We start from the raw sequence: 13,859 nt of genomic DNA, 5'->3' as shown, positions 1-13,859 counted from the left end.
AGAATTGAGCTATCAGTTTTCAGTCTTCAGAATCAAACATCAGGTGAAACCACGGGCCATGGACTATGGGCCATTATTCAGCTATCACAGGTCAGTTATCAGCATCAGAAAGCCGGTATCAAGGACCGGCAACATCGAGCATCCGGTATAAGCATCCCGCATCCATGAACTATGAACCATCAACCATGGACTATCGCCCCCGACCTATTCTTCCTCCATACCGTCTCTCAGTTCCTGGCTGATTGTTACCAGCACTTTATCAATACGGTGCCCGTCCATATCCACTATCTCAAAATCAAACCCGTTCCAGTCCAGTTTATCACCGGTAGAAGGGATCTGTTTGAGCTTATGCAAAATAAAACCTGCCAGCGTATCAAATTCCTGCTCTCCTTCATTCATCCATTCTGCCTTGTCAAAGTAGGAAAGGAAATCATAAAAAGGAATCTGGGCATCTACCAGGTAGGAGCCGTCCTCCCGTTCCGTAATTTCATAATCATCCTCATCTTCTTCCGGCATATCACCAATGATGGCTTCAAGGATATCATTCAGCGTGATCATGCCCAGCACGCTTCCATACTCATCTACAATAAAACAGGAGTGCAGTTGTGATTCCTTAAACTTTTCCATCACCCGGAAGGCTGTATTATTCTCCGGAACAAAAAGCGCCGGCCGCATCAGGTCTTTAAACGGAACCGTATCTTTATTGGTATACAGATCCTTTAAGGAAAGCACTCCTTTTATATGGTCAATCTCTCCATCACAGATCGGGTAAATAGAATGGGGCTCTTTCAGTATTTTTTCCCGGATGGATTCTGCTGTGTCATTTACATGGAACCAAACAATATCGCTCCGGTGCGTCATTAAAGATGTAATATTCCTGTCGCTCAAATGAAAGACCCGCTCTATAATCTCCTGCTCTGTTTCCTCCAGCGTGCCCTGCTCCGTGCCTTCGCTGATCATGGCCTTAATTTCCTCTTCCGTAACCTGGTTATCTTCTGTTTTAATATTCAGTAGCTTCCCGATCAGCCCGCTGGATTTGGTAAGCAGCCATATAAAAGGATAAGTGACCACGCTGATCCATTTCATGGGCCTTGCCACAAATTTGGCAATTTTCTCCGGGCTGGAAAGGCCGATCCTTTTGGGCACCAGCTCTCCGAAAATGAGCGTAAAATAAGTGATAATGATCACCACAGAGGTGGTGGCAATGCCTTTGCTGTAAGGCGCAATTGCCGGAAATTTTTGCAGGAACCCAACAATATGCCCCGTCATTTTTTCCCCGGAATAAATACCTGTTAAAATACCGATAAGTGTAATTCCTATTTGAACGGTGGAAAGAAAAATATCCGGGTGATTTGCCAGCTTCAGCGCTTCTGCTGCTTTTTTGTCTCCTTTGCCCGCCTGCGCTTCCAATCGTGCTTTCCGGGCTGATACAAGGGCTATTTCAGCCATTGAGAATAGTCCATTGAGTAAAATCAATAAGGCTATTATGAATAATTCCATTAATCTAATACGGTTGATTGCTTATCGAAGATAGTAAATCCAAATCTTTTATTGAACAGGTTGCCCCAAAAGAACCCGATGAGGACCCCTAAAAGCAGGCCACCCAATACATCAAAAGGATAATGAACGCCTACATAAACCTGGGCATAGCCAATGATACCGGCCCAAACAAGCGGTACCCAGGCATATTTAAAAAATGAGCGAAAGGTGACAAAAAAGAAAGTGCTGATACCAAAATGATTAATAGCGTGGTTAGATACAAAACTGAACCCGCCGGAGCAACGTCCCAGCAGCATTCTTATATGCCCGTCCAGCAGCGGGTCATTACAGGGCCGCAGCCGCTCAAAAACATCTTTGAAAGCATGCACTCCTATCAGGTCAGTGCTGGCAACCGTGCAGATAAATAACAGCAACCACCAGCTACCCTGTTTTTTAAAATTCACCAGCACAAAAACCACAATAAACAGGTAGGCCGGTGCCCATACGAACGGGTTCCGGAACAGGGGCATCAGCCAGTCCATGAACGGGTTGGCCAGTTTTACATTAATCAGTTCAAACAGCCACCGGTCTGGCTTTACCCACCAGTCCGGCAAAGGAATATACAGGAACCCGCCCATACAGCAAAAGTAAGGGATTAGCAGTTCTCCGGGATAAAAGGCTCAGAAACTGAAACCAGTACCCGCTAAGTGCCGGTTTGCCCAAAACTCCAGCACACCATCCATCCTATTAAATACGCTCACCTGTAAACTTTTGGCTAAGTTTGTATTCTGATGTTAGCGAAACTTAAACTACCCAAGACCATCCTGTGGGTCATTCATATGGGCATTGTATTAGGGGGGCTTTTTTTTATTTTTCGCCTGATTACTTTCTTCGCGTTCAGGCCTCCGGGTATTTCGTTTACAGACTGTATTCCCGCTTTTATTCTGGGTATACAATATGACCTGCGCTGGGTTTCCATATTCCTGCTACCGATTATCCTGTTCAGCTACCAGCGCTCTTTTTCTCCTTTTTATTCTGCCGGAAATAAACGGTTCTGGACCTGGTATCTTGCCGTGGCCAGCTTTTTATTATTCCTCTTTTTTATAGCCGACCTGGTAAGCTTTTCTTATAACCGTACCCGTCTGGACGCCGGGGCCATGAACTTTGTAGAAGATCCGGGCATTTCCCTTAACATGATCTGGCAGACCTACCCTTTAATATGGATATTAATAGGTCTGGCAGCCGCTGTTATCTGCTTTAAATGGGCATTGAACAAAAGCCACTGGCAGGTCATCAATCTTACTGACGGAAAAGCAATTGCCCATCGTAAGCCGCCCTTTGTAATTACTGCTATCATTATGGCGTTGCTGATCTACGGAAAGGTCGACAATAAGCCGCTCAAATGGAAGGATGCTTTTGCTTTAAAAGATAGCTTTAAAACCTACCTGGCCTTAAACCCGTTACAGAATTTTTTTTCAACGATGCGCCTGAGAAAGCCTGTTGTAAACGAAAAAGGAGCCCGCGAATCATTCCGCATCATGGCCAACTTCCTGCAATTCCCTTCAAACGCTCCTTTTGGTTTTCAAAGAACTGTGGCGCCCTATGCCACCGGTATTGAAAGTAAACCCAATATTGTGCTGGTGATCTGTGAATCCTACAGCATGTATAAAAGCTCTATGAGCGGAAATAAGCTGGATGCTACCCCCTATTTTGATTCATTATCCCAAAAGGGAATCTTTTTTGAGCGGTGTTTTACGCCGCATTTTTCTACGGCACGCGGGTTATTTGCCATTATTACAGGTATCCCGGATGTGCAACTGTTCAAATTTTCGACCCGGAACCCGGATGCGCTTGACCAAAGGACCATTATTAATGATTTTACTGATTATTCAAAACACTATTTCCTGGGCGGCAACCCGGAGTTCAATAACTTTGAAGGGCTTTTAAAGAACATCGACAGTCTCCAGTTGCATACAGAAGCAACTATTCATGCACCCCGGTTAAATGTATGGGGCGTCAGTGATAAAGACCTTTTCCTTACAGCCAATAAGGTGTTCAAAGAACAGCAACGGCCATTCTTTGCTATTGTGCAAACATCCGATAACCACCGGCCCTATACCATACCCGAAACAGACAGTGATTTTGTCAAAAAAAGCATCACCAATGAGGAGCTGGCCGCTAACGGGTTTGAATCATTAAACGAATACAATGCCTTCCGGTATGCCGATTACTGTATTCAGCAATTCATAGAAGCAGCGCGTAAGGAAGCGTATTTTCACAATACCATATTTGTATTTATCGGCGATCACGGGGTAGCCGGAAATGCCACGTCAGTATATCCTATGCCCTGGACCAGTCAGCGGCTTTCTGATGAGCATGTTCCCTTTCTGATCTATGCTCCTTACCTGGTCAATCCGCAGCTACGGAAAGAAACGGTGTCCCAGATTGATGTGTTGCCCACCATTGCCGGCCTGGTACAACGGCCTTATACCAATTCCACACTGGGAAGAGATTTACTGAACCCTGCCAAAAAAGGAAATATCGCCTTTATTACCAATACTGCGGGTAAAATAGGGATCGTTAATGACCAGTTCTATTATGTCAAAAACCTGGAATTTTCTGAAGAAGATCTGGTACCCCTGGATACAACAGCCCGTTATACTGCTCCGGAACTGTCCGTTATCAGGAAAAAAATGGGCGAACTGGCCAGGGCCTACTATTTAACGGCTCAGTACCTGCTGGTTAACAATAAATAAGCCTGTTTAATAAACAACATTCGTTTGCTTAAATTTTCAGCAATCTTATCCACAACACCTTAAAATTAAGGCGCGCTCCTTAATTTTGCAGCCCGGCAATATATGCCGGATAAAAACAAGTGAAAACATGGCTTTAATAAAAAGCATATCCGGAATCCGTGGTACAATAGGTGGAAAGACCGGCGAAACACTGTCGCCGGTAGACATTGTAAAATTTACAGCAGCATACGGTACGATCCTCAAAAAATCAGCTGATAAACAAAAAAAACTGAAAGTGGTTATTGGAAGGGATGGCCGCATCAGCGGCCCCATGGTCAGCAATCTTGTGGCAGCTACGTTAACCGCTTTGGGCATTGATGTAACAGACCTGGGGCCAAGTACCACCCCAACCGTGGAAATTGCCGTTCCGATGGAAAAAGCAAATGGTGGCATTATCCTTACCGCCAGCCATAACCCTAAAGAATGGAATGCGCTGAAATTACTGAACAGCTCCGGGGAGTTCATTTCCGCAGCGCTGGGAAAAGAATTACTGGAGATTGCAGAAGCTGAAAATTTTGATTTTGCAGGTGTTGACAAGCTGGGCACTGTAATGCCGGATGATACCTACCTGCAAAAGCATATTGATGCCATCCTTGCCTACCCGCTGGTTAATAAAGCAGCCATTGCAAAAAAGAACTTTAAAATAGTAGTAGATGCCATTAACTCTACCGGGGCCCTTTTTGTACCCGCCTTATTAAAGGCACTGGGAGTAGAAGACATCATTGTATTGAATGCAGCCATTACCGGCAACTTTGCACACAATCCGGAGCCGTTACCGGATCATTTAAGCGAACTGTCCAGCGCAGTGGTAAAGGAAAAGGCAAGCCTGGGCATTGCAGTAGACCCTGATGTGGACCGTCTTTGTTTTGTAAATGAAGATGGAAGTATGTTTGGGGAAGAATACACACTGGTAGCTGTAGCCGATTACGTGCTTTCGCAACGCAAAGGAAACACAGTAAGCAATATGAGCAGCACCAAAGCGCTGAAAGAAATAACATTGAAGCATGGAGGGCAGTATTACCCATCCGCTGTGGGCGAAGTAAACGTTGTTGCTAAAATGAAAGCGGTTGATGCGGTAATTGGTGGCGAAGGCAATGGCGGGGTTATTGTTCCTGATTTCCACTACGGGCGGGATGCGCTGATCGGGATCGCTTTATTCCTGAGCCATCTGGCCACCCAGAAAGGAAGTATTAAATCTTTAAGAAGACAATACCCTGATTATTTTATCAGCAAGAATAAGATAGAGCTGGATAAGGGCACTGACCTGCCGTCCATCTTTGCAAAGATCAAACAGAAATACAGCAAACTGCCCGTGAACGACGAAGACGGGCTAAAAATAGAGTTTGACGACGACTGGGTGCATTTAAGAATGTCGAATACAGAGCCCATCATCCGCATTTATTCTGAAAGCGATTATGAAACAAAAGCCAGGAATATTGCCCAGAAGCTGATGCAGGATATTAAGGAAAACATGTAGAAGCTGAAGAGGGAATGGGACGTTGAAACGTGGGTACTGAACTACCATCGATTATAGGTTACAGCCTACGTCCTCCAGATATTCCAGCTCAGTTCCGCCTGGCCCACCAGCATATCATACCCGTTTTTTATAACAGCGCCCCGTTCCTGCCCTTCTTTCAGAAAGGAAGAAAGCGGCGGGTTGTAAACCAGGTCGTACAGGTAATGCCGCGGCGTAATAAGATCATAAGGAAGATCGGGCCTGCCCTCGGTTTTGGGAAAGCTGCCCAGTGGTGTACAGTTGATGATGAGCGGATAGGCATCCATTACAGCACCATCAAGGTCTTTATAGGAAAGCGCATTTTCGCCGGGGAATCTTGACACCAACTTATACGCGATCCCTAGTTTTTCCAGAGTATACTGAACGGCTTTTGCTGCTCCGCCGGTACCAAGTACCAGTGCCTGTGTATGATGTGGCTGCAGTTGTTCCAGAAGTGTTACTTCAAAAGCGCTTGCATCTGTGTTATACCCTTTCAGATGCCCCCCGGTAATTTTAATACAGTTACAGGCTCCGATAGAGGCAGCTTCACCATCAATTTCCTGTAAATATGGCAATACCTCCTGTTTGTAGGGTATGGTCACATTCAGGCCTTTTAATTCAGGATAACGGGCCAAAATATCAGGAAGTGACGTGATCGAAGGAATTTCAAACAGTTCATAACTGCAGTCTGTTATTCCTTCCCTTTTAAACTTTTCAGAAAAGAATTTCTTTGAAAAGGACTGGCTTAAAGGAAACCCTATCAGACCATATAAACGCATTAAAAAGCGGTTTTATTATCAAGGTACAATGTAAACGAATCCCCGCGCAAACCAATACGCATGGCTTCCAGCGCTATAACTTCGTTAGGGGGAATGTTTCCGAGGTTTACATTACAGCCGATCAGCTCCAGAAAATAGAGCTGCTGTGCTTTCTGGGGCGCTTCCCAGATGATCTTCTCCGAAGGGATCTGGGTCAGGATCTCCTGCACCAAACCTTCCCGTACTTCACCTGTTCCGCGATAAATACCTACATTACCAGCCTCCCTGGCCTCTGCAATCACATAGCTGGAGCCGGCATCCAGTTCGGCCTTCATCAGCTCTATCCATTTATAAGGCGGAATAATATGCGTGGCGTCTTTACTGCCTACCTCGCTTAAAACCGTGCCGTGTTGGGTCAGCTTCTCTATATACCCGCACTTTTCAGCATGGGGAATGCTGATGGAGCCATCGCTAACCTCCATATAATCAATACCAAAATGTTTGCAGATCGCAATATAATCCTCTACCTGGTTCCGTACCAGGTACGCCTCAAATAAGGTGCCGCCAAAATATACAGGAATATTATAGGAGCGATAGACTTCAATCTTGTCTTCCAGGTTAGGGGTTACCACGGCAGTTCCAAAACCCAGCTTTACCACATCTACGTGCGGGTGAGACACACTCATAAAACTTTTAGCTTCATCAACACTCAGCCCCTTGTCCATTACCATTGTTATGCCATTTGTACGTGGACGAGCTGTCCTTTCCGGCATCTGCGACAAATTAAACTTCATTCGCTTTCAGTTATTAATGGCAACAAATGTAACTATTTTGCTCAAGTTTAACTCAATTAAAGCATTTATAAATATGGAAAAAACAGGAAATCAGATCCGGTAATTGATAAAACCAACTTAAATTATTAACTTAAAATCAGTGAATGGAGTGGCATTTACTTATTTTTGGTTCCTGATTTTATTGTAAACATAATATTCTTTTTTATATGCGGAAATCCGTTCGTATTTTCTGGCAGATCTTTTTCATTTTATTCGGTCTTGGTATTCTTACAATCCTTCTGGCTAACTGGGGGGTATTTGGCAAGATGCCCTCTATGGAAGAGCTGGAAAACCCAACCATCACCCAGGCTTCCGAGGTGCTGGCGGCTGACGGAACCCCGATGGGAAAATATTATTTACCAAACGGCAACCGGTCCCTGGTAAAGTATAAAGACATTTCTCCCAATGTGATCAATGCTTTGGTGGCAACCGAGGATAAACGTTTTTATGATCATGCCGGCATTGATTTAAAGGGCACCCTCCGTGCTATATTTTTGTTTGGCAGTGAAGGCGGAGGCAGTACCATTACCCAGCAACTGGCACTGGCACTGTTTAACCAGAGAGCCAGCAACAAAGCAGTGCGCGTTATCCAGAAATTAAAGGAATGGATCATTTCAGTAAAGCTGGAAAGAAATTTTACAAAAGAAGAGATCATTGCTTTATACCTGAACGCCGTTCCGTTCAGTGATAATGTATATGGCATCCGGAACGCAGCAAAAACATGGTTCCAGAAAGAGCCGGACCGTTTAACGGTAGATGAGGCCGCGTTGCTGGTAGGCATGATCAACGGTCCCGGTATCTATAACCCCAGGAGGAACCCGAAGCTGGCTATGGACAGGAGAAACCTGGTCATTGCCCGTATGGTAGAGAACAATAATCTTTCAGCCGCAGAAGGCCAGCAGTTGCAGGCAATGCCTATTAAATTAAACTATAAGAAGATCGATGAAAATACCGGATACGCACCTTATTTCAGGGATGTGCTGCGCGATGAACTGAAATCGATCCTGAAAGATCTGAAAAAGCCAGACGGCTCCTCTTACAGTCTTTATGAAGATGGCTTAAAGATATATACCACTATCAACCCTTTAATGCAGCAATATGCAGAGGAAGCTGTATATGCACAGGTGCCCAACCTTCAGCGGGCACTGGTACGCCAGTCATTTATAAAAGATGGCTCCGTATGGAAGGGGCATGAGAACATCCTGCAACGGGCCATGAAGGAAAGCGACCGCTGGCGGAATATGGCAGATGACGGCTTTACCGACAAAGAGATCCGTGCAAGTTTCTTTAAAAAGGTGCCCATGAAGGTCTTTGCCTGGAATGCCAATAAAAGTAAGGATACAGTAATGACCCCTTATGATTCGATTAAATACCACAGAACAATGGTACAGTCGGCCTTTATGGTAATGGATCCTGTAACAGGAGAAGTTAGGGCCTGGGTAGGGGGTATTGACTTTAAAACCTATAAATATGACCATGCCAATATCCGAACAAAACGGCAGGTAGGCTCTACAATAAAACCGCTCCTGTATGCACAGGCTGTTGATGAAAGGGGCATGACGCCCGATTCACCCGTTGAAGATGTGCAGCAGGACTTTGGCAACGGGCAGTTAGTGCCTGCAACAAGCAGAACCTGTTCCGGCCGTACTATGACGATGGCTTCAGCCCTGGCCTGGTCAAAGAACTGCGCCACCGCTTATATCATGAAGCAGGTAGGAACAGCGCAGTTCGTTAACTTTTTACAACGCATCAATATTCCTACAAAAGTGCCCAATTACCCTTCCATTGCATTAGGTTCCTGTGAACTGTCGCTCTTTGAAATGCTTTGGGGATATTCCATTTTCGGAGGCCGTGGTTTTTCTACAAAGCCCTATTTCATCAGCCGTATAGAAGACCGGAACGGCAATGTGATCAAACGCTTTGATTATAGCGCCAATCGTAAAGAAGCCATCAGCGAAGCATCGGCCTATATAATGACACGGATGATGCAGGGGGTGGTAGATAAAGGAACTGCTGCGGGATTGCGCGCCCGCCTTGGCGCAGCAGAAATGGCGGGTAAAACAGGTACCACCAATGATAACGCTGATGCCTGGTTCATGGGCTTTACGCCCCAGTTGCTGGCAGGTGTTTGGGTAGGTTGCGATGACCGTTTTATCCGTAATGACAGTAAAGGCGGGTTTGGCGGTGAAGCAGCCAGGCCCATATGGGAAGCCTTCTTTAAAAAGATATATGCGGATAAGTCTTTAGGGATTAATAAAGATGAAAAGTTCCCCGAGCCCCCCTCCATGGATAATGAGCTTTTAAGTGCAGATCCATCCATGTACGTTACTTCCGACAGCGTAACACCTACCGCGGAAGGGGAAGACGCTGGTGTAGGCACAGAACAGGATTACATGCAGAACAACAATGAGTATATCGGGCCTGAATCCAAACCGATCATGGACGAGGACAAACCGCAAAAGGATACCACCAAAAAAGAACCCCCAAAAGCCACCCAGGGCAAACCCATAGGCTCACAGGAAGAGCCGAAAAAGAAAAAAGGATTGTTCAACAGAATCTTTGGTAAAAAGGATAAGAAAAATCCTGATCAGCATCCCTAATATAAAAATTTTAAAGCCCTGCAATATTTATTTGCGCAGGGCTTTTTTGTTGATAATACCAATCGCATCCCTGCAGTTCCAACCTCACCAAAAGCGTTCCGGATTATTCCGGGCAGGTTTACCGCCAGCGCCTTCCAGCGACTTGGCAGAGGCTCAACCATCTGAAATAAGCCCGAAAGGCATTATATCCTGCATCGTCTTTATATTTGCACATTATTTTACCAAAAATCAATCATTGATATGGCAGATATTTTTGAACGGCTGATAAAAAATTACGGGCCTATTGGACAGCACCGCGAAAGAGCTCATGGATACTTTGCCTTCCCCAAGCTGGAAGGAGAAATCGGAAGCATCATGAAATTCAGAGGGAAAGAAGTTATTGTATGGAGCCTGAACAACTACCTGGGCCTGGCTAATCATCCGGAGGTCCGGAAAGCAGATGCGGAGGGCGCTGCTCAATTTGGACTTGCATTACCAATGGGCGCCCGGATGATGAGCGGCAACTCCAGCCTGCACGAGCAACTGGAAACAGAGCTGGCTTCTTTTGTGCATAAGGACGATGCCATACTGCTGAATTTTGGCTACCAGGGAATGGTAAGCCTTATTGATGTTTTATGCAGCCGCCATGATGTAATTGTATACGATGCAGAAAGCCATGCCTGTATTATTGACGGATTGCGCCTGCACCCGGGGCATCGCTTTGTATTCAAGCACAATAATATTGAAGACTTTGAAAAGCAGATGGAACGTGCTACAGCACTGATCGAAAAACAAAAATCGGGCGGCATACTGGTTATTACGGAAGGAGTGTTCGGTATGGCAGGCGACCAGGGCAAACTGAAAGAGATCACTGCTCTCAAGAGCAAATACAATTTCCGCCTGCTGGTAGACGATGCACATGGTTTTGGTACATTAGGCAAAACAGGAGCCGGGGCCGGAGAAGAACAGGGCGTACAGGATCAGATCGATATTTATTTTTCCACTTTTGCAAAATCAATGGCATCTATCGGCGCTTTTATTGCCGGCGACCGCCAGATCATCGATTATATCCGCTACAATATCAGGAGCCAGATCTTTGCAAAAAGCCTGCCCATGCCGCTGGTAATCGGCAACCTGAAACGGCTTGAGTTGCTGCGCACAAAGCCGGAATTAAAACAACAACTTTGGGACAATGCCCTGAAACTGCAAAAAGGCCTTAAAGACAGAGGCTTTGACATTGGTACCACAGATTCAGTGGTAACGCCGGTTTATATGAAAGGCGGCGTAGAAGAAGCTACTGCTATGGTTATGGATCTCAGGGAAAACCACAGGATCTTCTGCTCTATTGTAGTATATCCCGTTATTCCCAAAGGACATATTATTTACCGCCTGATACCCACAGCAGCGCATACAGATGCCGATATTGAAGCTACCTTAAAAGCTTTTTCAGCTGTCAAAGAAAAACTGGATGCCGGCGCTTACAAAACAAATGCTATACCAGACATGGCTGAGCATAAATAAAAGATTCCAGCAAAAAAAAGCGGTCTGTCGGGTATTGACAGACCGCTTTTTTTAGGAGTATTGTCCGAATTATTTTACTTCGTTCACGACAACGTCTTCAACAACTTTTGTGTTCTTGCTAACGTTATAAACCTTTACAGTATTGTCTTTTAAGTTGCTCACTTCAAAAGTCAGTTGGGTATCAGCGGGCAGTTCAGCATCAAACTGATAGTTACGAACTATTTTAGCGCCAGCTACTGTTTCATTGTACAATAAACTGCCGGTTTCGTCTTTGATCGCAATTGCATAAGAACCTTTACTCAGGTTGTTTAAACGCAGTTGGTAAATGGGCAGCTGAGCTTTTGTATTGATGTATTTTAATTCAATAGGGTTATCAGCGCCGCCGTCATTTGCGAATACAGTAGTTGCAGTTGTTGCAAGAATTGCTGCAAGGGCAATGGATAATACTTTTGCTTTAATTGTAATTTTTTTCATGATCATTTTCATTTTAAAGCCTGCAGTTAGCAGACAGGTTGGATAATATTGTTTGTTTTTTGTTATACTGATTATTTGCTGTAGATGTTCCTTGTGGTTAAGGTGTTTGAAAAAATAACTCCTAACCGGTAGGCCACATCTGCTGCTTTGGAAATTAAATTTTTCATTTTACGTCTCCTTTTGTTTTAATTTTTATAAAGTTTTCATCATCGGCCAATATCGCCTGGCGGCAAACAAAACGAGACAAGCAAATCAGATTGGTGAGCTCAATTGGTGCCCTGTATAGCACCGCTTTTTTAAATTGATACCACAAAGCTACAGCGCCAAAAAGGCCAGCCCAAACCAATATTTTAATGCTGATAGGGTGTTAACCTTGCTTTTAAAAACTATAAACACCTCATTATAAGCATTTTACAAAACAAGCCTGTATGACATCCAACATAAAAAAACAGCCCCGTAAAGGGCTGTTGCAGGTAACCGTATAAATCTGCTTCCAATTCCCAGACAGGAAGGAAGTTCCCAACCTGTTATTCCAATACAATATGAACATTGACCGGGCCTTTCACCGTTCCTTCGGCCATATTATTTCTGCCAATGATTAAACCATAAGTGCCATTCTTTTTGGTAGAATATGCTACACTAAGCCCAAAGGGGCCATCCGTTTTTTTATCAGGCAATTCAATCTGGTTAAAACGCACGTTCCTGTTCTTTCCTTCGGGCTTTAAGACGGCATTTAATTTTTTGGTATCATTAACCGGTACACTGATATATACCCGCTGATAATCTTTTTTAATGTCAACGGTAAGGTCGCTTAACCTGCCAGACGCGTTTAAATAAATAACAGAATCGTTATTACTGTGTATATCCGCTACAGTTGAGGTATCCTTATTTTCAGGAGGAGCAGCAACAGGATTGCTGGTATCCGCATTGACGGTACTGTCTGCCGGCACTTCAGGCTTCTTTGCCTCCGGATTTTTACAGGCTGTCAGTAACAATAGGCCCAGTGAAACCACAAAAATTCTAATGATCATATTGAATCAATTTTAAGAAAATTACAAAAATAAATGCACTGATGCAACCTTTAAAAAAGACTATCCGTCTATTCCGAGCAATCAATTTAAAATAAAGCAGGATAAAAAAAATCCCCAACATTGTGCACGTTGGGGACCTTCATCAAAAACCATTAACCATTAAACCTTATCCTATGAAAATTCACTTTCAAAATTAGAACTTTAATTCCTATTTTGCAAGGCCAATATCAGGCGGATTAGCAATTTTCACATTTTATTATGATTTTTTCTAATCCCAAATCCCTAATGAACTAAAAATCAGATGAAAAGAAAAGTTGTCGTAGCCATTACGGGAGCAAGCGGATCTGTTTACCCGGCCAGATTACTTGCAAAATTCCAGCAATTAAAAGATCAGTGGGAACAGGTTTCAATCATTGTTACTGATAATGCACGGGAGGTCTGGAAGGTAGAAACAGGAACCCCTTTTAAAACGGCGGCATTTCCCTGCTTTTCAGTTACCGATTTTCATGCACCTTTTGCATCCGGAAGCGGCCGGTATGATACTATGATCATTATTCCCTGCTCAATGGGCATACTGGGAAGAATTGCAGCCGGTATTTCCAACGACCTGATTACACGTGCAGCTGATGTCATTTTAAAAGAACGAAGAAAGCTGATCTGCGTGGTGCGGGAAACGCCTTATAATCTTGTTCATATCCGTAATATGGAAACCATAACCCTTGCAGGAGGTATTATTTGCCCCGCAACTCCTTCCTATTACAGCCTACCCCAAACGGTTGAAGCTGTAGCGGATACTGTGGTAGACCGGGTGCTGGATCTTGCCGGCTTTGACAGCCCGTCTTACAGATGGGGCACTGAAAAGTAAAAAATTCAATTATAAGTAGGTGCTGATCA

General features: G+C 44.4%; 11 protein-coding genes. 5 read left to right on the top strand and 6 right to left on the bottom strand.

Going from position 1 to position 13,859, the window contains the following annotated elements; translation table 11 throughout:
• Nucleotides 1-204 precede the first annotated feature (204 nt).
• Entirely contained in the window at nucleotides 205-1,500 is a 1,296-nt protein-coding gene (locus tag A8C56_RS02215) for a hemolysin family protein (RefSeq protein WP_067751453.1), read from the bottom strand.
• Nucleotides 1,500-2,117, bottom strand: a complete 618-nt coding sequence (locus A8C56_RS02210; protein WP_067751450.1) for a phosphatase PAP2 family protein — start codon at nucleotides 2,115-2,117, stop codon at nucleotides 1,500-1,502. The genes A8C56_RS02215 and A8C56_RS02210 overlap by 1 nt, the downstream gene beginning before the upstream one ends.
• A gap of 153 nt (nucleotides 2,118-2,270) precedes the next feature.
• On the opposite strand from A8C56_RS02210, the gene A8C56_RS02205 reads away from it, so the two are divergent.
• Together A8C56_RS02205 and glmM are read left to right on the top strand one after the other, a co-directional pair.
• The gene (locus A8C56_RS02205; RefSeq protein WP_084489942.1) at nucleotides 2,271-4,235 is read left to right on the top strand and encodes an LTA synthase family protein; all 1,965 of its coding nucleotides are present in this window, start codon (nucleotides 2,271-2,273) and stop codon (nucleotides 4,233-4,235) included.
• A gap of 127 nt (nucleotides 4,236-4,362) precedes the next feature.
• Nucleotides 4,363-5,751, top strand: a complete 1,389-nt coding sequence (gene glmM / locus A8C56_RS02200) for a phosphoglucosamine mutase (protein WP_067751445.1) — start codon at nucleotides 4,363-4,365, stop codon at nucleotides 5,749-5,751.
• A gap of 65 nt (nucleotides 5,752-5,816) precedes the next feature.
• Here the strand turns inward: glmM and A8C56_RS02195 are convergent, their stop codons facing one another.
• Nucleotides 5,817-6,548, bottom strand: coding sequence for a shikimate dehydrogenase family protein (locus tag A8C56_RS02195; RefSeq protein ID WP_067751443.1), 732 nt, complete (start codon nucleotides 6,546-6,548; stop codon nucleotides 5,817-5,819).
• Nucleotides 6,548-7,321, bottom strand: a complete 774-nt coding sequence (locus A8C56_RS02190) for a phosphosulfolactate synthase (RefSeq protein ID WP_067751441.1) — start codon at nucleotides 7,319-7,321, stop codon at nucleotides 6,548-6,550. The genes A8C56_RS02195 and A8C56_RS02190 overlap by 1 nt, the downstream gene beginning before the upstream one ends.
• 206 nt (nucleotides 7,322-7,527) lie before the next feature.
• On the opposite strand from A8C56_RS02190, the gene A8C56_RS02185 reads away from it, so the two are divergent.
• Nucleotides 7,528-9,960: a penicillin-binding protein 1A gene (locus A8C56_RS02185; protein ID WP_067751439.1), complete on the top strand. Its 2,433-nt coding sequence runs from the start codon at nucleotides 7,528-7,530 to the stop codon at nucleotides 9,958-9,960.
• 240 nt (nucleotides 9,961-10,200) lie between these two features.
• Entirely contained in the window at nucleotides 10,201-11,460 is a 1,260-nt protein-coding gene (locus A8C56_RS02180) for an aminotransferase class I/II-fold pyridoxal phosphate-dependent enzyme (protein ID WP_067751437.1), read from the top strand.
• Nucleotides 11,461-11,529: 69 nt separating this feature from the next.
• On the opposite strand, the gene A8C56_RS02175 is transcribed toward A8C56_RS02180, so the two are convergent.
• Together A8C56_RS02175 and A8C56_RS02165 are read right to left on the bottom strand one after the other, a co-directional pair.
• A complete protein-coding gene (locus A8C56_RS02175; protein ID WP_084490386.1) occupies nucleotides 11,530-11,934 on the bottom strand; it encodes a hypothetical protein in 405 nt (134 codons plus the stop codon).
• A 527-nt stretch (nucleotides 11,935-12,461) separates the two neighbouring features.
• The gene (locus A8C56_RS02165; protein WP_067751432.1) at nucleotides 12,462-12,965 is read right to left on the bottom strand and encodes a hypothetical protein; all 504 of its coding nucleotides are present in this window, start codon (nucleotides 12,963-12,965) and stop codon (nucleotides 12,462-12,464) included.
• Between the two features lie 301 nt (nucleotides 12,966-13,266).
• Between A8C56_RS02165 and A8C56_RS02160 the strand changes: the two genes are divergently transcribed.
• Nucleotides 13,267-13,830 carry a UbiX family flavin prenyltransferase gene (locus A8C56_RS02160; protein WP_067751428.1) on the top strand — a complete coding sequence of 188 codons (564 nt, stop codon included), beginning with the start codon at nucleotides 13,267-13,269 and terminating at the stop codon, nucleotides 13,828-13,830.
• Nucleotides 13,831-13,859 lie beyond the last annotated feature (29 nt).

The sequence above is a fragment of the Niabella ginsenosidivorans genome, assembly GCF_001654455.1.
In the GTDB taxonomy this organism is placed as follows: Bacteria; Bacteroidota; Bacteroidia; order Chitinophagales; family Chitinophagaceae; genus Niabella; species Niabella ginsenosidivorans.
This window is presented reverse-complemented; position numbering and strand designations above follow the sequence as displayed.